Below are 21,690 nucleotides of genomic sequence, written 5' to 3' on the forward strand. Positions count from 1 at the left end.
ACCCCTCAGTCCAGAACCGCTCGATACCGCGCCGCAATCGACAACCAGTCGCGCTCCCCAGCATAGGCCCGCGCCAACCGACTTTGTGCCGTTCTCCCTGCGAGGGAGGGGGATAGAAGCAATGTCCTCCGCTTCGTCTGGGATTGCGTCAGCGCTTCGCTAAGCATCCCCGACAATCGGTCGATAAAAGCGCAGAGAGCTGAACGATGGCGCTTGCTCTTCCTCAAAGGAGAGCATAAGTGACGTTTCACGCGACACAGCGGGAGAGATCGGCCGGAAGGCCGGCGCCGAAGGAGCAACCGCCCCGGAAACTCTCAGGCAAAAGGACCGCGCGTCGTTCGACATTCCGGAGAGTGACGGCTCTGAAGCCGTCCGCCGAAGGAGAAAGCGATTCGGGAAGCGACTTTCCGGACGTGAAGCTCTCAGGCTCATGACGGAGGGGCGAGACATTTGCATCGCGGGCAGGGGCCCGTGGTCGAAAGGATCGCTCATGACCTCCGTGGCCGTCGTCGGCGCCGGCATCACCGGCATCACCACCGCCTACAAGCTGCGCCAGCTCGGCTTCGACGTGACGGTCTTCGACCGTCAGTCCTATGCCGCGATGGAAACCTCCTTTGCCAATGGCGGCCAGCTTTCGGCCTCCAATGCCGAGGTCTGGAACCATCCCTCGACCTTCCTGAAAGGGTTGAAGTGGATGTTCCGCAAGGACGCGCCGCTGCTTCTCCATCCGACGCCGAGCTGGCACAAGCTCTCCTGGCTGGCCGAATTCGTCGCCGCGACGCGCAGCTATCGCGAGAACACCGTCGCGACGGTTCGTCTTGCCATCGCCGCCCGCGAACATCTCGTCGGCATGGCCGAGCGCGAGGGCGTCGATTTCGATCTCGTCCAGCGCGGCATCCTGCATGTCTATGAGACGCCGGCCGAGTTCCGGCACGCGCTCGGCGTGAACGAGTTGCTGCGCGAGGGCGGTCTCGACCGCCGCTCGGTCACGCCCGACGAGATCGCCGCGATCGAGCCCGCGATCAAGGGCCGCTTCCATGGCGGCTTCTTCACCGAGAGCGATTTTACCGGCGACATCCACAAATATACCCGCGGCCTCGCCGATGCCTGCCTGCGCCAGGGCGTGACTTTCCGCTATGGCGTCGAGATCCGCCATCTCGCGAAGACCGCTGCCGGGATCGAACTCGACCTCGCGGCGGAGGGGACGGCGGAGCATCACCGCTTCGACAATGTCGTCGTCTGCGCCGGCACCCAGAGCCGCCGCTTCGCCGCGATGCTCGGCGACCGCGTCAACATCTATCCGGTGAAGGGCTATTCCGTCACCGTGATGCTCGAGGACGAGGCGAGCCGCGCCACCGCGCCCTGGGTCTCGATCCTCGACGACAAGGCGAAGATCGTCACCAGCCGTCTCGGCGCTGATCGGCTGCGCATCGCCGGCACCGCCGAATTCGCCGGCGAGAATCGCGACATCCGCATGGATCGCATCCGGCCGCTGGTCGAATGGTGCCGCCATCGCTTTCCGGGCGTTTCGACCTCCGCCGTCATTCCCTGGGCCGGCCTGCGCCCGATGATGCCGAACATGCTGCCGCGCGTCGGCGCCGGCCGCCAGGAGGGTGTGTTCTACAATACGGGCCACGGCCATCTCGGCTGGACGCTATCCGGCATCACGGCCGAGATGGTGGCGAACACCGTCGCGGCCGCGACGCGCAAGACGGCGGTGCCTGTCGGCACGGCCGATCCCGCCGCCGTGCCGGGCCTCGCCCACTCCGCCTGAACGGATGGAGCGCCTTCACGCCTCTTCGGTGTCGAAGGCGCTCATTCCGAGGCCGAGCCGCACCACGCGCCGTTCTCCGAACACCGCCGTGGCGGGAAAGCGGGCCGCGAGCAGCCGGTCCTTGGCGATGCGCGCGATCCGCACCCGGTTCGACTGGTTGCCGCCGAGGACGTAGAAGCCTTTCTCGTCCTCGCCGGCATAGAAGCCGACATGGCCCTTGCCGCTGTTCGTCGGATGGTCCCGCCAGAACACCAGCACGCAGCCCTTGGTCGGCTCGCAGGCATCGCCGAAGCTCCGCCAGCTCCGCGCCGCCATGAAGTTCGCCGGCAGCTCCTCGTCCGGCAGCGTCGCGGCGATGCAATGGGCGACGAAGAGGCCGCACCAGGGCACCTCGTCGCCCGCATAGTGGATGTCGAGATCGTCGGCCCAGTCCATGATGTCGCGATTGTTGCCCGGGCCGCCGACCTCCGCGACGCCGATGAGGCGCCGCGCCTCCTCGTACCAAGGCAGATCCGGCTGCGGTCCCGGTTGGGGATCGTCGGATCCCTCGAACAGCCGGCGCCGCGTGACCGGCCCGACGATGCCGTCGACCGCCAAGCCCTTCTGCCGCTGGAACCGCTGGAACCGCTGGATCGCCCGGATCGTGCGCCGGCCGCGGATGCCGTCGATCGGCCCCGGATCGTCGCCCAGCGCCTTCAGGCGAACCTGGATGTCCTTCGTCGTCACCATGCGATGCTCCGTCGCTTGCCGGCCGCCGCATTCCCGGGATGGATGCCGCTAACTGATGGTTGAGCGGCATCGGCGCTGCCGCTCCCGGATGTCGATCATCTTCCGGCTGCGGGAGAGGGCGGGGATATGTTTCTCCAGTTCCGAGGCTGGGCCGCGCCATCGTTTCGCCTATTTGCCGAGCGGCCATGGCTGACCCACCCCCGCTCGATCCCGATCGGCACGCCCTCTTTCTCGATTTCGACGGCACGCTTGTCGGCTTCGCCGATGACCCGGCTTCGGTCGCGCTCGATCCGGCCGTCGCCCTTTGCCTGCGCGATCTGGCGAGCCGGCTCGACGGCGCGCTCGGCATCGTCAGCGGCCGCCGCATCGCCGATCTCGACCGGTTTCTCGATCCGCTGCCCTTCGCGGCCGCCGGCGTTCACGGCCTGGAGCGCCGCCGCCGCCCGGACGGCGCTGTGGAGCATCTCGTCGGGCCGGACGTGCTCGATCCGGTCCGCCGGCGCCTTGCTCCCGCCTTGGCCAAGGCGCCTCGCCTGACGCTGGAAGACAAGGGCACCGCCCTCGTCCTGCATTACCGGACGGCGCCGGATCTCGAAGCCTTCGCCAAGGCGGCGATGCGGGAGGCTGTCGCGGACGCGCCCGATCTTCTGGTGATGGAAGGGGAGGCGATCGTCGAGGTCCACCCCGCCGGCATGGACAAGGGGCGGGCGGTGGCGGATTTCATGGCCGAGCCGCCCTTCGCCGCCCGCGTGCCGGTCTATCTCGGCGACGACACGACCGATGAATTCGCGCTGCGCTGGGTGCGGGAGGCGGGCGGCGTTTCGGTGAAGGTCGGCGCGGCGCCGAGCGTCGCCGAATTCCGGCTGGAGAACGTGGCGGCGGTCCATCGCTGGCTCGCCGCCCGAGACTGAATGGAACTGAAAGGAATGCCCCGATGAGCAAGGAAGCACGCCTCGTCGTCGTGTCGAACCGGGTCGGGCCGCTCAGCGACGAGGGCAAGGCCGGCGGCCTCGCCGTCGGTCTCGCGGATGCGTTGCGCCGGCGCGGCGGCCTCTGGTTCGGCTGGAGCGGCGAGACGTCGGAGGCGGGCACGGACAGCCAGGCGAAGACCGAGACCGAGGGCGAGGTGAAGCTCGTCACCATCGACATGACGGAGGATCAGGTCGCCGGCTTCTATCTCGGCTATGCCAATCGCTCGCTTTGGCCCCTCTTGCATTACCGGCTGGATCTCGCCCGCTTCGAGCGGGAGACCGACCGCACCTATCGCGCGGTGAACCGGGAATTCGCCCGCCGCCTGATGGAATTCGTGTCCGAGGATGATCTCGTCTGGGTGCACGACTATCATTTCTTCTATCTGGGAGAGGAGTTGCGCCGTCTCGGCTTCAAGGGCCGGCTCGGCTTCTTCCTCCACATCCCCTTCTCGCCGCCCGAGATGCTGGCCGCCCTGCCGGGCGCCAACGACCTCGTCGGCGCGATGCTCGCTTATGATCTCGTCGGCTTCCAGACGATGACCGACCGGCGCAACTTCGCCAATTACTGCAAGCACGAGCTGCACGGCCAGAAGCAGCCGAACGACCGCGTGCGCGTCGGCGACCGGGTGATCGAGGCGAAGGTCTTCCCGATCGGCATCGACGCGGAAAGCTTCGCCGAATTCGCTGCCTCGGAGGAGGCGGAAGAGCATGCCGCGATGCTGCGCAGCAATGTCGGCCGGTCGCTGCCGATCGTCGGGGTGGACCGGCTCGACTATTCGAAGGGCATCATCGAGCGCCTTCTCGGCTTCGAGCGCCTGCTCGAAAACTATCCGGAGCGGGTCGGCACCGTGCAGTTCCTGCAGGTCGCGCCGCTTTCGCGCTCGGAGGTCGAGGAATATGTCGATCTCCGGGGCGAGTTCGAAGGGCTGGTCGGCCGGATCAACGGCCGCTTCGCCGCGCTCGACTGGACGCCGGTCCATATCATGACGACCGGGCTGACGCGCCGCGCGCTGGCCGGCATCTATCGCGCCGCGCGGGTCTGCATGGTGACGCCGCTGCGCGATGGGATGAATCTCGTCGCCAAGGAATTCGTCGCGGCGCAGGACGAGGCCGATCCCGGCGTCCTGATCCTGTCGCGCTTCGCCGGGGCGCGCAGCGAGCTGGGCGAGGCGCTGATCGTCAATCCCTTCGCGACCGACGAAATGGCGGCGGCGCTCGAGCGGGCGCTGACCATGCCGCTGGAGGAGCGGCAGCGGCGCTGGCGCGCGATGCGCGACAAGGTCTTCGCCAACACGGCGGCCGAATGGTGCCGCAAGTTCATCGAAGCCCTGGAGGATGCGGGCCGGGAGGATGGCGATCGACCCGCCGATGCTCTAGAGAACCGCTGACGGTTCCAGCGAAGGAGCGGGAGTGATGACCATGCCGCAGGACAAGCAGACGCTGTTGGGCATCTTGAAGGCGCAGCCGGTGATGCCGGTGGTCGCCGTCAACAGCGCGGCGGAGGCGGTGGACCTGTCTCGCGCCCTGGCGTCCGGCGGTCTGAAGGCGATCGAGATCACGCTTCGCACCCCGGCGGCGCTCGACGCCATCCGCGCCGTGGCGGCGGACGTGCCGGAGATCGTCTGCGGCGCCGGCACGATTCTCACCCCGAAGCAGTTCGACGAGGCGGAGGCGGCGGGCGCCAAGTTCATCGTCTCGCCCGGCGCGACGATGGAGGTGCTCGACGCAGCCAAGGGCTCGCCCGCACCGCTTCTGCCGGGCGCCGCGACCCCGAGCGAGCTGATGGCGATGATCGAGGAAGGCTACGAGGTCCTGAAGTTCTTTCCGGCCGAGCAGCTCGGCGGCGTGCCCTATCTCAAGGCGCTGGCGCCTGTCTTCCAGGCGATCAGCTTCTGCCCGACCGGCGGCGTCTCCATGGCCAATGTGCGCGACTATCTGGCGCTGCCCAACGTCGTCTGCGTCGGCGGTTCCTGGGTCGCGCCGAAGGACGTGGTCACGGCCGGACGGTTCGACGAGATCACGCGGCTCGCGGCGGAGGCGGCGGCCCTGGCGGCCTGAGCCGATGCGCCGCGCGGGGAGGGCGGCCTTCGCCCTCGCCCTGTCCCTCGCCGCTCCGCTTCTCGCCGGCTGCAATGCCGGCGCGGATTTTCTCAACGCGGTCACCAGCCGCGCCGGCTATGCGCTCCATCGCGACATCCGCTATCGTCCGGGCGAGCGCGGCACGCTCGATCTCTACATCCCCAGCGATGCGGGGCCGCGGACGCCGGTCGTCGTCTTCGTCTATGGCGGGGCCTGGGCCGGCGGCTCGAAGGGGCTCTACCGCTTCGTCGGCCAGTCGCTGGCCAGCGCCGGCATTGCCGTCGCGGTGCCGGACTATCGCGTCTATCCCGAGGTGCGCTTTCCGGGCTTCGTCACGGATGCGGCCGAGGCCGTCGCCTTTGTCGAGCGCGCTGCCGGGAAGGGGCGGGAGGGTTTTGCCGCCGGGCAGCATCCGCTGTTCCTCATGGGCCATTCCGCCGGCGGTCAGATCGCCGCGCTGCTGACGCTGGACGATCGCTATCTGCGCGCCGCCGGCCTGTCGCCGAAGCGCCTCGCCGGCTTCGTCGGTCTCGCCGGACCCTACGACTTCCTGCCGCTGACGGAAGAGCGGTACAAGCGCATCTTTCCGCCTGCGACGCTCGCCGCCAGCCAGCCGGTCGAGTTCGTGCGGGGCGGCGAGCCGCCGGCGCTGCTTCTCGCCGGCGACAAGGACCGCACCGTCGATCCGAAGAACACGCGCTCGCTCGCGGCGCGGCTGCGGGCGGCCGGCGACGGCGTCGAGGCGGAGATCCTGCCCGGCGCCGACCACATCTCCATCCTGAGCGGGCTCGCGACGGCGCTGCCGGTCGGCGAGCGATCCGTGCGCGACCGCGTCCTCACCTTCATCCGGAGACATTCGTGACCCGCGATCTCAGCCATTGGACCCCGCGTCCGCTGCCCGGCACGACCGCGATCGCCGGGCGCTTCGTCACCGCCGAGCCGATCACCGACGCGCGGCGCTTCGACGAATTGTTCGAGGCCTATGCCGCCGATCGGGACGGCGCGCTCTGGCGCTGGCTGCCCTATGGTCCCTTTGCCAGCCGCGAGGCCTTCCACGTCTTCGCGGAAAAGACCTATCGCGGCGCCGATCCGCTGTTCCACGCCCTGATCCCGGCGGAAACGGGGCGCGCGGCAGGCGTCGCGGCGCTGATGCGGCTCGACGCCGCCAATGGTGTCGCCGAGGTCGGCCATATCGCGCTCTCGCCGGCCTTGCAGCGCCGCCCGGCCGCGACGGAGGCGCAATATCTCCTGATGCGGCGCGTCTTCGACGAGCTCGGCTATCGCCGTTACGAATGGAAGTGCAACGACCGGAACGAGCCTTCGAAGCGCGCCGCCGAGCGGCTGGGCTTCTCCTTCGAGGGCCTGTTCCGCCAGCATCTGGTGGTGAAGGGCGAGAACCGCGACACCGCCTGGTTTTCGATCATCGACAGCGAATGGCCGGAGCTGAAAGCGGCCTTCGAGGCCTGGCTCGTACCGGAGAATTTCGACGGCGAGGGCCGGCAGCGTCGCTCCCTCGGGGAGATAAGGGCGGTCTGAGCCGCCGTAAGGTCCAAGCCGAGGGATCGGGCCCTCGCTCTTCCCGCATCATGCGGTGGCGAAGCGATCCCGCTTCGCCTGGAAACGGCCTAGCCGCGCGCCGGAACGATCGTCACCAGCTCGTTCGCCGGATAGACGCTTTCGTAGAGCACGCCGTCGCCCGGCGCGAATTCCAGAACCGTCTTGCCGCTGCGATCGGCCATGATCAGCGAGCCGTCCGCCGCCGCGCGCCAATAGGCGATGCGCGACAGGCTGGGCGACTTGGCGCAGTCCGCCCCGAGCGGCGCGGCGCTGATCTCGCCCGAATCCGGCGGCGTCACCGTCTTGCAGGACGCGCCGCTCTTCAGGTCGATGAGCCTCACGGCGCCGCTGCCGGTCGCGCCGGCCGTCTTGACGATGCTGCCGGTGATCGTCGGATCGACCACCACATCGGCCGGCAGGCCGTCGCCGGAAATCTTCGCGGGACTCTGGAGGGAGGATGCGAGGAGCGCGCCGACGATGCCCACCCCGATCGTGATCGCGGCAAACTTCATGACCAAAACCCTTCGATCGCCTGACCAAGCTCTAGCATTACGAACGAAAGGTTAAGCAGACCTTACCGAAACCTTTCGCGCCGCCCTCCTAGCCGCGCGGAGGAGCGACGTCGATCGTTTCCGGCACGGGATTGGGCACCGGCCGGCCGGCGAACCAGCTGTCGAGATTGGCGAGAACGAGACGGCCCATGGCGCGGCGCGTGGCGCGCGAGGCGGAGGCGACATGCGGCAGGAGCACGGCGTTCGGCAGTGCGAGAAGCGCGTCCGGCACATGCGGCTCCCGCGCGAAGACATCGAGGCCGGCCCCGGCGATCGTGCCGTCCTGCAGCGCGGCGACGAGCGCCGGCTCGTCCACCACCGAGCCGCGCCCGATATTGATGAGAACGCCGTCCGGGCCGAGGGCCTTCAGCACCTCGGCATTCACCGCGCCATTCGTCGCCGCCCCGCCCGGCGCCGCGACGATCAGCGTGTCGACGGCCGTCGCCAGGCCGATCAGGTCGGGATGATAGGCATAGGCGACGTCGCCGCGCGGCGAGCGGTTGTGATAGGCGATGGTCAGGCCGAAGGCCTCCAGGCGGCGGGCGATGGCCAGCCCGATGCGCCCGAGGCCCATGATGCCGACATGCCGGCCGCGCAGGGTGTTCGGCGTCAGCCGATAGGGCCGCTCCGTCCAGCGCCCGGCCCGCAGATAGGCCTCCGCCTGGGGCAGCTCGCGCACCGTGTTGATGAGAAGGCCGAGCGTCGTATCCGCCACTTCCTCGGTGAGGACGTCCGGCGTGTTCGTCACCATGATGCCGCGCCGCGCGGCGGCCCATGCGTCCACCCCGTCATAGCCGACGCCGAAATGGGCGATGATCTCGAGATTGGGCAGCGCCGCCATGTCGGCATCGGCGAAGCGCCCGGCCACCGCGACGCCGCGCACCGCCGCCCGCGCCTCGGCGGGCAGGGCGTCGATCGCCCCGTCCTCGCAGCGCAGCACGCGATAGGTCTCGCCGAGTTCGGCCAGCGTGTCGGCATTGAAGGCGCGCGGCACGAGAAGGGTGACGGAGGGCGAAGCGGTCATTTGAGGTCCGGCCGTGCGTTCCAGTCGAAGCCGGAGGACTGGCGCATGCGCAGTTCCGGCACGATGAGTTCTTCGGTTTCGGCGAAGGCGGTGCCGCCCAGCCGGGCGAGGAGGGCGCTGGCGGCGCGCCGGCCGACCTCCTTCTGCCCGTTCGCCACGGTGGTGAGCGGCGGCGTGGCGATCGCCGCCTCGTCGATATCGTCGTAGCCGGCGACCGCGACGTCGATGCCGGGCCTGAGGCCGGCGCGCGACAGGCCGTACATGAAGCCGAGCGCGACGAGATCGGAAAAGCAGCAGACCGCCGTCGGCCGCTCGGCGATCCTGACGAAGGTCTCGGCCGCGTCGAAGCCGGAATGGCGGCCGCGCGGGCCGGCGATGCGCCATTCCGGCCGGAACTCGATCCCGGCCTCGGCCAGCGCGTGGAGATAGCCCGCCTCGCGCAGCCGCCCGGTCGAGGTCTTGGACGTGCCACCCACCATCGCGATGCTGCGATGGCCCTCGGCGATCAGGGCGCGCACCAGCATCGCCATGCCGATCGAATCGTCGCCCCGGAAGCTGCCGGCATCCGACCCCTCGACGGTGCGCGCGATCAGCACCACCGGCAGGCTGTTGCCTTCCGCGAGTTCGAGATCCGAGGCCGGCGTGCCGATGGCCGGCGAGAGGATCAGCCCGTCCGCGCCGAGCTGCAGCATGGTGTCGACGAAGGAGCGCTGCTTCGACAGGTTGTCGTAATGGTTGGACAGGATGAAGGTCTGCCGATGCCGGTCGAGCTCGTGCTCGATCGCGATCAGGATCTCGCCGAAGAACGGGTTCATGATGTCGTGGACGCAGACGCCGACGATGCCCGACTTGGAGGTGCGCAGGCTGGCGGCCCGGCGATTGTAGATATAGCCGGAGGCGATGGCCTCGGCCTTGATGCGCTCGCGCGTCACTTCCGCGACGAGCGGGCTGTCGCGCAGGGCGAGCGACACGGTCGCGGTCGAAAGGCCGAGAGCCTCCGCGATGGTCGAGAGCTTGACCTTCTGCGCCAAGCCTCAGGTTCCCGGTTGCTGGTTTGCGTCGCTCATTCGGGATCTATGGCAAAAGGAAGCGCCGACGAAAAGCTCAGGGCGCTCCGATCGGCGCGGGCTCGGCTCAATCGTCCCCGTCCTTCTCCTCATCCGCCTCATCATCGACATGGCCGAGATTCTTCTCGACGCGCCGCAGGAGCTTCTTCAGCCGCCGCCGGTCGCGATCGGTGAAGCCCGCCAGCGCCGCGCGTTCGACCGAGCGCTGCGCCGTCTTGATCTCCTCCAGCAGCGCCTCGCCCTTCTCCGTGAGGAAGGCATGGCTCTGGCGCGCGTCGCGCGGCGAGGCGCGCTTCTCGATGAAGCCCTGCGCCGAAAGGCGGGCCATGGTCTTGGTGATCGTCGGCGGGCGGACGGCGAGGCGGGTCGCCAGATCGCGTAAGGACAGGCCCGCCTCCTCGCCGAGGGCGAGCAGCACCGCGTCCTGCCCCGGATAGAGCTCCCGCACCGCCAGCTTGGCGGAAAGCGCCGTGCGTCCCGCCCGCGCCGCGAGAAAGAGCTGGCTGAGGCCCGAACGCTTCTTCTTGTTGCCGGCCATGGCGGGGCGGTGCTCCCTCCCGTTGCGAGCGGAAGATGCAGAGGAAACCTCCGCCTGTCCACCATCGGCGCGGCAAAGGGTGAATCGCGGCGCGAATGTTATACCGTGCCGCGAAACGGGCGTGCATTCGCCGCGGGGCGGGCCTATATGCGCCGCACATCAAGGAGATATCCGATGTCCGACACGGCTTCCCAGGCGAAAGAGCAGATCCCGGTCACCGTTCTCACCGGCTATCTCGGCTCCGGCAAGACGACGCTTCTGAACCGCATCCTCTCCGAGGATCACGGCCGCCGCTATGCCGTGATCGTCAACGAGTTCGGCGAGATCGGCATCGACAACGACCTCATCGTCGAATCCGACGAGGAGATCTACGAGATGAACAACGGCTGTGTCTGCTGTACCGTGCGCGGCGATCTGGTGCGCGTCGTGGAAGGCCTGACGAAGCGCAAAGGCCGCTTCGACGCGATCGTCGTCGAGACGACGGGCCTCGCCGATCCGGTGCCGGTGGCCCAGACCTTCTTCATGGACGACGACGTGAGGGCCAAGACCAAGCTCGACGCCGTGGTCGCGCTGGTCGATGCCAAGCATCTGCCGCTGCGGCTGAAGGATTCCAAGGAGGCGGAGGACCAGATCGCCTTCGCCGACGTCGTGCTCCTCAACAAGACCGATCTCGTCTCGCCGGAGGAGCTCGCGCGCGTCGAGGCGACGGTGCGCGCCATCAATCCCCATGCCGTGATCCACCGCACCGAACGCGCCGCGATCGGGCTCGACCGCGTGCTGGGGCAGGGCGCCTTCGACCTGAAGCGGGTGCTCGACCAGGACCCGGCCTTCCTCGAAGAGGCGCATGCGGCGCATGACGAGCATGTCTGCGGCCCGGATTGCGACCATGACCACCACCATCATCATGGCCATCACCACGATCACGGCCACGATCACCACCACCACGATCATGACGGGCACGACCATGATCATACCCACGAACCTCTGGCGCCCATCCACGACGTGACGGTGAACTCCGTCTCTCTGCGGGCCGGCGCGATGGATCAGCGCAAGTTCTTTCCCTGGATCCAGAAGCTCACCCAGGAGCAGGGGCCGAACATCCTGCGCCTCAAGGGCATCATCGCCTTCGCCGACGATCCGGACCGCTATGTCGTGCAGGGTGTCCACATGATCATCGAGGGCGACCACCAGCGGCCCTGGCGCGACGACGAGACCCGCGAGAGCCGGCTCGTCTTCATCGGGCGCGAGCTCGATGCCGAGGCCCTGAAGGCCGGCTTCCTCGCCTGCCTCGCCCGCGAGACCGCGAAAGCCTGATGCCGTCCATCGCGCCCTATGATTTCGAAGGCTTCGTCGAGGCGGCCGCCTTTCTGGACGGCGAGCCGGTCTTCGCGCTGACCGACGGAACCCTGCGCTTCCCGGCCGGCGGCGAGCGGGTGGTGGAGGCCCATGGCGGCGGCCTCACCGTCGCGCGCTTCGACGCGTCTTCGAACCGTCTCCTGACGGGCGGCGAGGACGGGCGCGTCCTCGCCGTTTCCGGGCCGGAGCGGGTCGAGGAGCTCGCCTCGATCGGCCGCAAGTGGATCGACACGCTGGCCGGCGGGCCGAACGGCGTCGTCGGCTTCTCGACGGGGCGCAAGGCCTATGTGCGGCAGGCGGATGCCACGCTGCGCGAACTCGACCTGCCGCGCACGGTGGAGGACCTCGCCTTCGCGCCGAAGGGGCTGCGCCTCGCCGTGGCGCGCTATGACGGCGCCTCGCTCTTCTTCCCGGCGACGGACTCCGCGCCGGTGCAGCTCGAATGGAAGGGCGCCCATGTCGGGGCCCGTTTTTCCCCGGACGGGCGCTTCCTCGTCACCCGCATGCAGGAAAACGCGCTGCATGGCTGGCGGCTGGAAGACGGCAAGCACATGCGCATGACGGGCTATCCCGCCAAGGTGAAGAGCTGGTCCTGGTCGGCGCGCGGCCGCTTCCTCGCCACCTCCGGCGCTCCGGCCGCCATCCTCTGGCCCTTCTCGGGCAAGGACGGGCCGATGAACAGGGCGCCGCTCGAACTCGGCACGCGCGGCAATTCCATGGTGACGGCCGTCGCCTGCCATCCCGACGAGGACATGGTGGCGATCGGCTATGTCGACGGCATGATCCTCGCCGTGCGCTTCTCGGACGCGCGCGAGGCGGTGCTGCGGCGCGGCGGCAAGGGCGCAATCAACGCCATCGCCTGGAACAAGACCGGCCGGCTCCTCGCCTTCGGCAGCGACGAGGGCGATGCCGGGGTGGTCGATCTGACGGGTTGAGGGGGCGAAACGCCGTCCACGGCCGTCAACTCGTCGGAAAGGACGCCTGTCTTGCGGCCAATATCCGTTTGGTCGCATCGCGGCCTTTGAGGAAGATGCCGAGGACGATCACACTCTTGCCGACCACGACGAAGGCGACCGAGACGTTTCGCCTATAACCGATGATCCGCAATCCTCGCATGATCCCGGAGCGCTCCGTGCCGCGCTTCGGAAATAGCGCAAGGCGGTCGCAGAACTCACGGATGCCGGAAACGAACGCGAAGGCGGTATCGGCGCCGGCTCGCGCCGCGACATGGGTGTAGATCTGTTCGAGTTCGGTACGGGCGGCTGGATGGAATAGGACGCGGTGCGCCATTTTGGCAAAGGCTACGAGTTGCGCTCGTTCCGGCGTCGATGGAGTTCCTCCAGGCCCGCAAAGACCTCGTCGGAGGGAATGGCGATGGCCGGACTGCGAAGGATCTCCGCATAACGCTCCGGGATCTCGGCCTTCAGCCATAGGTCGAGTTCGTCATCCTGTTGCGCCAGAATGCGAAGCCCATCCTCGATCACGGCATTTTCGTCGGCATATTGACCCGACGCAATTTTCGCCTCGACCATCCTGATCATTTCAGGCGGCAGAACGATGGTCAGGGCTCGGCCCGTTGTCATTGCGGACTCCCATCAGCCAAAGAGGGCAAACATATACCCGAATCCACACGGTCCAAAGCCCGGAATTGGCCGGCCAAGAGTCGGTTCCGAGCGGGTATGGTGCAGCCGGCAGGAATTGACCCATGCCGCCATTCGCTCTATGAGCTCTACCGAGCGCCTCGGCACTCCGTAAGCGTTAACGTGAAGCAACGCTTCGATCGGCGGGCTCCGAGATGGAGCCGCCGTGATACGGAGCAGTGCCATGCGGACATCCCGCAAGCTTCCCGCGCCCTATGGCGCGATCATCACGCCTCTGCTGCTTTCCCTCATGATGTGCTGCATCGTTTCCGGCATCTCGACGGCTCGCGCCGTGGGGCTGGCGGACGATCTCCTGGCGCAATGGGCGCGCGGCTGGGGCCTGTCCTGGCTCGTCGCCTTTCCCACCCTGCTCTTCGTCCTGCCGGTCGTCCGTCGGGTGACGGGCTGGCTGGTCGAGGCCGCGCCGCGCTGAGATCCGCCGCCCTTGAGGCGCGCCGTTCCTCGTCGGGGCGGCGCGTTTCGCGGTGGAGGGTCAGGGGCTCAGGCGACGAGCGCCGTCTCCTCCACGAAGCCGGCCTCGAGCCGTCCCGTCGGGCGGATCAGGCCCTCGGCCCCGCCGAGCCCGCCGTCGCGCAGCTCCAGGCCGAGCAGGCGGTGCCGCTCGAAGGGACCCGGCATGGCGAGCCCCGCCGCCGGGCGGGCGGCGAAACCGAAGCGCTCGTAATAGTCGGGATCGCCGACGAGAAGGATCGCCCGGTGCCCGCGCCAAGCCGCTTCCGCCACGGCGCGGCGCATCAGGCGGCTGCCGAGTCCGAGCCCTTCGCAGGCTTTTGCCACCGCGAGCGGGCCGAGAAGCAGGGCGGGCATCGCGCGCTCGCCGAGCGCGACGTTCCAGAGGCGCACCGTGCCGAGCAGTCCGCCGGCCTCGTCCCGCGCGACGAAGGCGAGGCCTTCCGCCGGCAGACGGCCGCGCCGGATCGCCTCCGACGACTTGCGGCGGCGCGCCGGGCCCATGGCCGCGTCGAGCAGCGCCTCGCGCGCCGGGGCATCCGTGGCCAGCTCGTCGCCGATGGCGGCGAGCGAGGCGCCCGGTAGGGCAAGGGAAAGAAGGGAAACGTCCGCGAACATGGAATTTCAACCCTCGAGAAGCGGGGCCGAAGGGAATGCGCGCCGGGTCAGATCCTTCCGGCGCGCGGGCGAAACGGCCCGGCGCCGGAGGCGCCGGGTCAGATCACGTAAGCTCGCAACGGCTCGAAGCCGTTGAAGGCGACGGCCGAATAGGTCGTCGTATAGGCGCCGGTGCCCTCGATCAGGATCTCGTCGCCGACGGTGAGCGAGACGGGCAGCGGATAGGGGGTCTTCTCGTAGAGGACGTCGGCTGAATCGCAGGTCGGACCGGCCAGGACGCAGGGGCTCCTGGCGTCGCCGTCGCGCTCCGTCACGATCGGATAGCGGATCGCCTCGTCCATCGTCTCGGCAAGGCCGCCGAACTTGCCGATATCGAGGAAGACCCAGCGGTTCTCGTCGCTGACCGACTTCTTCGACACGAGCACGACCTCGGCCTTGATCACGCCGGCATCGCCCACCATGCCGCGGCCCGGCTCGATGATCGTCTCCGGGATGCGGTTGCCGAAATGCCGGCGCAGCGCCTCGAAGATCGCGCGGCCATATTCGGCGGCCGAGGGCACGTCCTTGAGATAGCGCGTCGGGAAGCCGCCGCCCATATTGACGAGCGTGAGCTGGATGCCGCGCTCGGCCAGCGTGTCGAACACGAAGGCGGCGTCGGCGACGGCGCTGTCCCAGGCTTCGACATTGGTCTGCTGCGAGCCGACATGGAAGGAGACGCCGGTCGCCTTCAGGCCGAGCGCCTCGGCGCGGGCCAGGACGTCGATCGCCATGGCCGGCACGCAGCCGAACTTGCGCGACAGCGGCCATTCGGCGCCCTCGCCATTGGTCAGGACGCGGCAGAAGACGCGGGCGCCCGGCGCCGCGCGCGCCACCTTCTCGACTTCCTCGACGCAGTCCACCGCGAAGAGCGACACGCCGAGTTCGAAGGCGCGCGCGACGTCGCGCTCCTTCTTGATCGTGTTGCCGTAGGAGATGCGCGGGGCCGTGGCGCCGGCGTCGAGCGCCATCTCGATCTCGGCGACCGAGGCGCAGTCGAAGGAGGAGCCGAGCGAGGCGAGGAGGCGCAGGATCTCCGGCGCCGGATTGGCCTTCACGGCGTAATAGATGGACGAGTCCGGCAGCGCCTTGCGGAAGGCGTTGAAATTCTCCTCGACCACGTCGAGATCGACGACGAGGCAGGGGCCGCTCGGACGTCGGGTGGCGAGGAAATCGATGATGCGCTGCGTGGCCATGAGCGTCGTTCCAACACGGGGCGTTCTGACGGAGCGGACGACGACGCCTTCGCGGCACCCTGTCCGGACGCGCGCGAATTCCGCCGTCGACCGCGACGGCTTGACGGCAAGGCACGAATGCGCTGCCGATATGACTGCCTTGGCGTGGAGGGCTTGAACCCGCCGCACTTGGGGCAAAGAAGGTGTGCCTCTTCAGCATTCCCGGCTTTGGAGACCGGGAGAGACCAAAAAAGCCCGCACCGTCGTTGCTTTAAGGCGTCCTCGATTCCGCGATGCTGCGAAATCGACTGGAGGCGTTCTCCAGGACCTGCCCGATGGCCCTCGCATTTGAGGATCGGGGGACGCCCACAGGCTCGTGCGACTTTGGGCAAGCGGCGATATAGGCACCGCGACCGTCATGCACAACAGGAAAATCGGCCTTGGTTGCTTTTCCGCCGCCGCCGTCCCATCAAGGGCGGCGGGCTGTTTCGTCCGCGCAACAGGACGCAAGCGTCAGGCAAGCCCGGAGGCGAGTTGGACACTCTGACGCGCATGCGCGCCTTCATCGCCGTGGTGGAGAACGAGGGCTTCTCCGCCGCCGCGCGGAAGACCGGCCGCTCCAAGGCGCTCCTGTCGAAATATGTGCGCGAGCTGGAGGACGAGCTCGGCGTGCTGCTCATCAACCGCACGACCCGGCAGATCGCGCTCACCGCCGCCGGCGAAGTCTATTTCGCCCGCGCGTCCGCCGTTCTCGCCGAGCTCGACCACCTGAACGAGGAGGCGCGGGAGGCGACGGGGGAGGCGCGCGGGCTGCTGCGCATCAGCGCCGCCCGCACCTTCGGCGATTCGCTGCTCGGGCGCTGTCTCGTCGACTTCGCCGTCGATCATCCGAACATCTCGCTCGACATTCATCTCGACGACAATTTCGTCGATCTCCTGAACGAGGGCTTCGACGTCGCGATCCGCATGACGCGGCTCGCCGATTCGGCCATGATCGCCCGCAAGCTCGCGGAACTGCGGCTGAAGATGTGCGTCAGCCCCACCCTTCTGGCGCGGGTCGGGACGCCGGCCCATCCGAGCGATCTCGCGGGCCTGCCGACGGTGATCGATTCCAATTCGCGGATGTTCTCCAACTGGTCCTTCCGCGAGCCGGCGACGGGCGCGCCGATCGCGGTGGCCGTCTCCGGGCAGTTCACCGCCAACAGTCCGGTCACGGTCCGGGCGGCGGTGCGCGCCGGGCTCGGCTTCGGGCTGATCCCCGAATTCGTCGTGCGCGAGGACCTGCGCAGCGGCCGGCTCGTCAGCGTGCTGGAGCCCTTCCTGCCGCAGGATGCCGGCATCTATGCCGTGTTCCCGCATCGCCGGCACCTGCCGACGCGGGTGCGACTCTTCGTCGACTATCTCGCCCAGTTCTTCCGCAAGAACCATTGCGACGGGGAGGGGGACTGCGTGGAAGGCGTGGAAGGGGACGAGGCGGTGACGAAGCGCTAACCATCCTGGCGCAGACTCGTGCCTCGTCGAAGAGGAACGGCCGCGATCGCGGCCGCGAGGGGGAATTCATGCGTCATCTGCCGGCTCTGCTCTGCGGTCTTCTCGGCCTCCTCGCCCTGGCGCCTGCCGCCGAGGCGAAGACGGGCGGCGCGCAGGTGCGGCAGACCGCCTTCGACGAGGCCTTCGAGCCGGGCACGATCGTCATCCGCACCGCCGAGCGCCGCCTTTATCTCGTCACCGGCCCGGCGACGGCGCTGCGCTACGACATCGCGGTCGGGCGGCCGGAGGAGCAGTGGTTCGGCCGCAGCTGGGTGTCGAAGAAGCGGCTCGATCCGATCTGGATCCCCACCTCCGACATGCGCGAGAAACATCCTGACCTGCCGGTCTCGGTCGGGCCGGGGCCGAAGAACCCGCTGGGCGTGCGCGCCATGAATCTCGGCTGGAGCACCTATCGCATCCACGGCACGAACTCGCCGAACTCGATCGGCAGCGCCGCCTCGGCCGGCTGCTTCCGCATGCGCAATGCCGATGTTCAGGACCTGTTCGAGCGCGTCCATGTCGGCGCGCAGGTCGTCGTCGAGGAATAGGCGGGACGGGGCTTCAGCGGCGCCCCAAATTCGGCCATCAATCCGCGCGACACGACTCGCGTCGAGGGACGGCCGGATTTCGCATGATGGCATCGAGGATGTGGACAGCCGGCCTTGCCGCCGGAATGGCGGCGGCCTGCCTTCTGGCATCGACGGCGGCGCGGGCGCATCCGCATGTCTTCGCCGACGCGCGGATGGAGATCGTCGGGGATGCCTCAGGCCAGCTGAAGGCCATCCGCAACATCTGGCGCATGGACGAGATGTTCTCGACCAGCGTCGTGCTCGACTACGACAAGAACAAGAACTCGATCCTGGACGACGACGAATTGCAGGCCGTCGCCGACACGGTGAAGGAATCGATCGCCGAATATTCCTTCTACACTTTCGTGCAGAAGCCGGGCGGGGCGCAGGTGAAGATGCAGCCGCCTGAGGAGATCCGTGCCCTCTACCAGGACAGCCAGCTCCTGATCTTCTTCGAGATGAAGCCGGCCGAGCCGGTGGATCTCAAGACCGTGCCGATCACCGTCGCCAATTTCGACGAGACCTTCTTCACCGCCTTCGAATTCGCCGAGGACGGCTTCCAGCTGGTCGACCTGCCGGCCTCCTGCACCAAGAGCGTCACGGTGCCGGACGAGGACGAGGCGGCGCAGCAATGGATGGCCTCCATCGCCAGTCTCGGCCCGGACCAGACCGTGCCGGAAGACGGGGTGAACTACGCGCAGATCCTGGCGACGCGGGTGGAGGTGAAATGCGGCTGAAACCTCCGATCCTCCTCGCGCTCTTCGCGGCGGCGGGCCTCGCGCTCCTCGCCGAGCCGGCGCTGGCGAAATCCTCGCTCGGCATCGGCACGGCCGAGTCCGGCGGCATGCCGACCGGCCCCTTCGCCGGCCTGTTCCTCGAGATCAACCTCTGGCAGCGCCAGTTCCTGATGTCGCTGAACAAGGCGCTGGTGGCGATGAAGAATGGCAGCGGCGGGGCGATGGTGCTCGTCGGCCTGTCCTTCGCCTACGGCATCTTCCACGCGGCCGGGCCCGGCCACGGCAAGGCGGTCATCTCCTCCTATCTCCTCGCCGACAAGGTGCAGCTGCGCCGCGGCATCCTGCTCTCCTTCGTCTCCTCGGCGCTCCAGGCCGTGATGGCGATCCTCGTCGCCGGCGCGGGCTGGTTCGTGCTGCGCGGCTCGGGCATCTCGATGACCGACGTGTCGCAATGGCTGGAGACCGGCTCCTTCGCGCTCGTCGCCGCCTTCGGGCTCTGGCTCCTGGCGCGCAAGCTCGTCGAGATGGCGCGCCGGCCGCGCCGCGTGCGGATGAAGCTCGACTTCGCGCCGCCCGCCGCCTTTCAGGGAACGGGCGGTCTCGCCTTCGCCTCGGCCGCATCGCTTCCGGCCGACCCGATCATGCGCCCGGCCTCCGGCGGCTTCAGCGCCGATATCTGCATGGCCGAAGACGACGAGAACTGCGATTGCGGCCGGCCGCATATCGCTGATCCGGCGCGGCTCGGCGGCGAGAGCCTGTCCTTTTCCGGCGCCGTCTCGGCCGTGCTCGCGGTCGGCATCCGGCCCTGCTGGGGGGCGGTGAGCGTCATGGCCTTCGCCCTCGTCAACGGCCTTTACGGCGCCGGCCTCGTCTCCGTCTTCGCCGTGTCGCTCGGCACCGCGATCACCGTCTCGGCCATCGCGGCGCTCACCGTTCTCGCCAAGGGCGTCGCGCTGCGCCTCGGCCGCGCCGGCGGGCGCTCGCGTCTCGTCCTCGACACGGTGGAGATCCTCGGCGCCGTCTTCGTGCTGCTGATGGGCCTGATGCTGCTCGGCGGCTCGCTGGCCTAGCCAGCCTCAGGCGTCGCGGCGCCGGCCGGCGGCATAGGTCCGGCAGGCCTCGCCGAAGGCACGGAAGATGGCGGCGGAGGGCGCGTCGCTCGTCGCGAAATATTCCGGATGCCATTGCACGCCGAGCGCGAAGCCCTTGGCGCCTTCGACGGACACCGCCTCGATCGTACCGTCCGGCGCGCGCGCTTCGACAGTGAGGCCGTCGCCGAGCTGGTCGATCGCCTGGCGATGCAGCGAGTTCACCTTAATCTCGGAGGCGCCGAGAATTGCCGAGAGGCGCTCGCCCGTCACGGCGACGTCCTGGCGGATGGCGAAGCGCTGGTCCTGCTCGGGCAGTTCGGGGGCGCGATGATCCATGCGGCCGTCAAGTTCCTGGATCTCGGTGGCGAGCGAGCCGCCTTGCACGACGTTGAGTTCCTGAAGGCCCCGGCAGATGGCGAGAAGCGGCACGCCCTTGTCCAGCGCGCCGCGCATCATGGCGTCGGTCAGCGAGTCGCGGGCCGTGTCATAGGGCTCGAAGGCGGGCGAGGCGGCGGTCCCGTAGCGGGACGGATGAACGTTGGAGGCCGAGCCAGTGACGAGCACGCCGTCGACGCGGTCGAGCACGGCCGCTATGTCGAACTCGTCGGACAGGGCCGGCACGATCAGCGGCACCGCGCCGGCCACCCGCAGGATCGCCTTCAGATAGGTGTCCGGGCTCGCATGCCAGTGGTAATTCCCGAACTCGCGCACATCGGCGGGAACGGCGACGAGAAGCGTTGCGGCCGGCATGGTCGTCTCCTGAGAACGGCGGGACAAGCATCATGTCGCCCGAGCCGCGTCAAGCAGCGCGGCCTTCGCTTTCCGCCTTGAAAAAGCGCCCTTACGCCTGGATGCAGGGAGCCGTTATGTGTCGGAGTGCGGTTCGGCGGCGCGGGGCGTCGCCGCCGGGCGAATAGGCAGGAGGGGTCCGATGGACCGTCGTCGTTTCATGCGGACCGGCGCCCTCGGGGGCGTCGCGGCGGCCGGGCTCGCCGCGCCCGCCCTCGCGCAGACCGCTCCCCGCATCCGCTGGCGCTGCGCCTCCGCCTTTCCGCCGGTCTTCGACGCGCTCCATGGCGGCGCCCTGGATCTCGCCCGCTTCCTGCGCGAGGCGACGGACGGCGCCTTCGAGATCGAGATCGTGCCGCCGGGCGGCCTCGGCCCGGTCTCGGGCCTCGCCGATGCCGCGATCGGCGGGGCGGTGGAGATGACGCACACGGCCTCGCATTACTATATCGACAAGGATCCGGCCTATGCGCTGGGCGCCGCCTTGCCCTTCGCGATGAATGCTCGGGCGCTGGAGGCCTGGCTGCTGGCCGGCGGCGGCATCGACCTTCTCAACGGCTTCTTCGAGGGGCAGGGGCTGCGCTATCTGCCGGGCGGCAATACCGGCGCGCAGATGGGCGGCTGGTTCCGCCGGGAAATCAACGCGGTGCAGGATCTGAAGGGCTTGAAGATCCGCGCCGTCGGGCTGGCCGGCGAGGTGATGAAGCGGCTCGGCGCCGTGCCGCAGCCCTTGCCGGTCGAGGCCATCGCGCCGGCCCTGGAGCGCGGCGAGCTCGACGCCGCCGAATGGGTCGGCCCCTATGACGACGAGAAGGCCGGCTTCGCCAAGCTCGCGCCCTTCTACTACTATCCCGGCTGGTGGGAGGGGAGCCTGTCCTTGTCCTTCCTCGTCAACAAGGACGCCCATGACCGGCTGCCGCCGACCTATCGCAGTCTCCTCGCCATGGCGGCGCGGGCGGTGACGATCGAGATGCAGGGCAAGTACGATTTTCGCAATCCGGCGGCGCTGGCGCGGCTGGTGGCCGGCGGCGCGCAGTTGCGCCCCTTCCCGCAGGACATGCTGAACGCCGCCTTCGACGCCGCGAACAAGCTCTATGGCGAGATCGCCGGCCGCAACCCGGCCTTCAAGACGATCCACGATTCGATGATGGCTTTCCGGGCCGAGACCTATCGCTACCAGCAGGTGCCCGAATACACGTTCGACACCTTCATGATGATCAAGCAGCGGGAAGGCGCGCTCGGCGGCGCCTGACCTCCTCAAACGAAAAGACCGGCGACTTGCGCCGCCGGCCTCGGATCGTGTCGTATCGGACGGCTCAGAACTCTTCCCAGTCGTCCGCCGCCGGGGCGGGCTTGCGGGCCGCGCCGCCCTGGCCGCCGGTGCGCAGCTG

Annotated in this window: 24 protein-coding genes and 1 riboswitch; of the genes, 14 read left to right on the plus strand and 10 right to left on the minus strand. The window is 68.6% G+C overall.

Features of this window, described 5'->3' with window-relative positions; all coding sequences use genetic code 11:
- Positions 1-250 precede the first annotated feature (250 nt).
- A riboswitch (glycine riboswitch) is annotated at positions 251-340 on the plus strand.
- Between the two features lie 150 nt (positions 341-490).
- On the plus strand, positions 491-1,774 hold the full coding sequence (locus IEY14_RS25325) for a D-amino acid dehydrogenase (protein WP_188913579.1): 1,284 nt from the start codon (positions 491-493) through the stop codon (positions 1,772-1,774).
- A 15-nt stretch (positions 1,775-1,789) separates the two neighbouring features.
- Here the strand turns inward: IEY14_RS25325 and IEY14_RS25330 are convergent, their stop codons facing one another.
- The gene (locus IEY14_RS25330) at positions 1,790-2,503 is read right to left on the minus strand and encodes an NlpC/P60 family protein (RefSeq protein ID WP_188913581.1); all 714 of its coding nucleotides are present in this window, start codon (positions 2,501-2,503) and stop codon (positions 1,790-1,792) included.
- A gap of 185 nt (positions 2,504-2,688) precedes the next feature.
- Between IEY14_RS25330 and otsB the strand changes: the two genes are divergently transcribed.
- From otsB to IEY14_RS25355, 5 genes are read left to right on the plus strand one after another with little or no spacing between them, the layout of a single operon-like run.
- A complete protein-coding gene (gene otsB, locus IEY14_RS25335) occupies positions 2,689-3,414 on the plus strand; it encodes a trehalose-phosphatase (protein WP_188913583.1) in 726 nt (241 codons plus the stop codon).
- 23 nt (positions 3,415-3,437) lie between these two features.
- Positions 3,438-4,862 (plus strand): alpha,alpha-trehalose-phosphate synthase (UDP-forming), encoded by a 1,425-nt coding sequence (locus tag IEY14_RS25340; RefSeq protein ID WP_188913585.1) that lies wholly within the window; start codon positions 3,438-3,440, stop codon positions 4,860-4,862.
- 31 nt (positions 4,863-4,893) lie between these two features.
- Positions 4,894-5,532 (plus strand): bifunctional 4-hydroxy-2-oxoglutarate aldolase/2-dehydro-3-deoxy-phosphogluconate aldolase, encoded by a 639-nt coding sequence (eda, locus tag IEY14_RS25345; RefSeq protein WP_373289057.1) that lies wholly within the window; start codon positions 4,894-4,896, stop codon positions 5,530-5,532.
- A gap of 4 nt (positions 5,533-5,536) precedes the next feature.
- Positions 5,537-6,415: an alpha/beta hydrolase gene (locus IEY14_RS25350; protein WP_188913589.1), complete on the plus strand. Its 879-nt coding sequence runs from the start codon at positions 5,537-5,539 to the stop codon at positions 6,413-6,415.
- Positions 6,412-7,089: a GNAT family N-acetyltransferase gene (locus IEY14_RS25355; RefSeq protein ID WP_188913590.1), complete on the plus strand. Its 678-nt coding sequence runs from the start codon at positions 6,412-6,414 to the stop codon at positions 7,087-7,089. The genes IEY14_RS25350 and IEY14_RS25355 overlap by 4 nt, the downstream gene beginning before the upstream one ends.
- 89 nt (positions 7,090-7,178) lie before the next feature.
- On the opposite strand, the gene IEY14_RS25360 is transcribed toward IEY14_RS25355, so the two are convergent.
- The 4 genes from IEY14_RS25360 to IEY14_RS25375 form a co-directional block, all read right to left on the minus strand.
- Positions 7,179-7,622: a hypothetical protein gene (locus tag IEY14_RS25360; protein ID WP_188913592.1), complete on the minus strand. Its 444-nt coding sequence runs from the start codon at positions 7,620-7,622 to the stop codon at positions 7,179-7,181.
- A gap of 88 nt (positions 7,623-7,710) precedes the next feature.
- Positions 7,711-8,685, minus strand: a complete 975-nt coding sequence (locus tag IEY14_RS25365; RefSeq protein ID WP_188913594.1) for a 2-hydroxyacid dehydrogenase — start codon at positions 8,683-8,685, stop codon at positions 7,711-7,713.
- Positions 8,682-9,716, minus strand: a complete 1,035-nt coding sequence (locus IEY14_RS25370) for a LacI family DNA-binding transcriptional regulator (RefSeq protein WP_188913596.1) — start codon at positions 9,714-9,716, stop codon at positions 8,682-8,684. The genes IEY14_RS25365 and IEY14_RS25370 overlap by 4 nt, the downstream gene beginning before the upstream one ends.
- A gap of 103 nt (positions 9,717-9,819) precedes the next feature.
- Complete coding sequence (locus IEY14_RS25375) at positions 9,820-10,290, minus strand: MarR family winged helix-turn-helix transcriptional regulator (protein WP_188913598.1); 471 nt, start codon at positions 10,288-10,290, stop codon at positions 9,820-9,822.
- A gap of 174 nt (positions 10,291-10,464) precedes the next feature.
- Between IEY14_RS25375 and IEY14_RS25380 the strand changes: the two genes are divergently transcribed.
- Positions 10,465-11,604 carry a CobW family GTP-binding protein gene (locus tag IEY14_RS25380; protein WP_188913600.1) on the plus strand — a complete coding sequence of 380 codons (1,140 nt, stop codon included), beginning with the start codon at positions 10,465-10,467 and terminating at the stop codon, positions 11,602-11,604.
- Positions 11,604-12,581, plus strand: a complete 978-nt coding sequence (locus IEY14_RS25385) for a WD40 repeat domain-containing protein (protein ID WP_188913602.1) — start codon at positions 11,604-11,606, stop codon at positions 12,579-12,581. The genes IEY14_RS25380 and IEY14_RS25385 overlap by 1 nt, the downstream gene beginning before the upstream one ends.
- A 25-nt stretch (positions 12,582-12,606) precedes the next feature.
- Here IEY14_RS25385 and IEY14_RS25390 read toward each other — a convergent pair whose 3' ends face one another.
- Together IEY14_RS25390 and IEY14_RS25395 are read right to left on the minus strand one after the other, a co-directional pair.
- The gene (locus tag IEY14_RS25390; RefSeq protein ID WP_188913604.1) at positions 12,607-12,936 is read right to left on the minus strand and encodes a type II toxin-antitoxin system RelE/ParE family toxin; all 330 of its coding nucleotides are present in this window, start codon (positions 12,934-12,936) and stop codon (positions 12,607-12,609) included.
- Positions 12,937-12,947: 11 nt separating this feature from the next.
- Positions 12,948-13,229 (minus strand): ribbon-helix-helix domain-containing protein, encoded by a 282-nt coding sequence (locus IEY14_RS25395; RefSeq protein WP_188913605.1) that lies wholly within the window; start codon positions 13,227-13,229, stop codon positions 12,948-12,950.
- 241 nt (positions 13,230-13,470) lie between these two features.
- On the opposite strand from IEY14_RS25395, the gene IEY14_RS25400 reads away from it, so the two are divergent.
- The gene (locus IEY14_RS25400; protein ID WP_188913606.1) at positions 13,471-13,719 is read left to right on the plus strand and encodes a DUF2798 domain-containing protein; all 249 of its coding nucleotides are present in this window, start codon (positions 13,471-13,473) and stop codon (positions 13,717-13,719) included.
- Positions 13,720-13,787: 68 nt separating this feature from the next.
- On the opposite strand, the gene IEY14_RS25405 is transcribed toward IEY14_RS25400, so the two are convergent.
- Both IEY14_RS25405 and odc2 read right to left on the minus strand, forming a co-directional pair.
- Positions 13,788-14,375, minus strand: a complete 588-nt coding sequence (locus IEY14_RS25405) for a GNAT family N-acetyltransferase (RefSeq protein WP_188913607.1) — start codon at positions 14,373-14,375, stop codon at positions 13,788-13,790.
- Positions 14,376-14,473: 98 nt separating this feature from the next.
- Complete coding sequence (gene odc2 / locus IEY14_RS25410; RefSeq protein WP_188913608.1) at positions 14,474-15,607, minus strand: ornithine/lysine decarboxylase; 1,134 nt, start codon at positions 15,605-15,607, stop codon at positions 14,474-14,476.
- A gap of 513 nt (positions 15,608-16,120) precedes the next feature.
- Here odc2 and IEY14_RS25415 point away from each other — a divergent pair.
- From IEY14_RS25415 to IEY14_RS25430, 4 genes are all read left to right on the plus strand, one after another.
- Entirely contained in the window at positions 16,121-17,077 is a 957-nt protein-coding gene (locus IEY14_RS25415; RefSeq protein ID WP_244639680.1) for a LysR family transcriptional regulator, read from the plus strand.
- 68 nt (positions 17,078-17,145) lie between these two features.
- On the plus strand, positions 17,146-17,664 hold the full coding sequence (locus tag IEY14_RS25420) for a L,D-transpeptidase (protein WP_188913609.1): 519 nt from the start codon (positions 17,146-17,148) through the stop codon (positions 17,662-17,664).
- Between the two features lie 86 nt (positions 17,665-17,750).
- Positions 17,751-18,422, plus strand: a complete 672-nt coding sequence (locus IEY14_RS25425; protein WP_244639681.1) for a DUF1007 family protein — start codon at positions 17,751-17,753, stop codon at positions 18,420-18,422.
- Entirely contained in the window at positions 18,413-19,492 is a 1,080-nt protein-coding gene (locus IEY14_RS25430; protein ID WP_188913610.1) for a nickel/cobalt transporter, read from the plus strand. Before IEY14_RS25425 ends, IEY14_RS25430 begins: the two co-directional genes overlap by 10 nt.
- 6 nt (positions 19,493-19,498) lie before the next feature.
- Here IEY14_RS25430 and IEY14_RS25435 read toward each other — a convergent pair whose 3' ends face one another.
- Positions 19,499-20,263, minus strand: coding sequence for a gamma-glutamyl-gamma-aminobutyrate hydrolase family protein (locus IEY14_RS25435; protein ID WP_188913612.1), 765 nt, complete (start codon positions 20,261-20,263; stop codon positions 19,499-19,501).
- A gap of 181 nt (positions 20,264-20,444) precedes the next feature.
- On the opposite strand from IEY14_RS25435, the gene IEY14_RS25440 reads away from it, so the two are divergent.
- Positions 20,445-21,551 carry a TRAP transporter substrate-binding protein gene (locus tag IEY14_RS25440; protein ID WP_188913614.1) on the plus strand — a complete coding sequence of 369 codons (1,107 nt, stop codon included), beginning with the start codon at positions 20,445-20,447 and terminating at the stop codon, positions 21,549-21,551.
- The last annotated feature ends 139 nt before the right edge of the window (positions 21,552-21,690 follow it).

Origin of the sequence: Aureimonas endophytica (assembly GCF_014642635.1) — a bacterium.
In the GTDB taxonomy this organism is placed as follows: Bacteria; Pseudomonadota; Alphaproteobacteria; order Rhizobiales; family Rhizobiaceae; genus Plantimonas; species Plantimonas endophytica.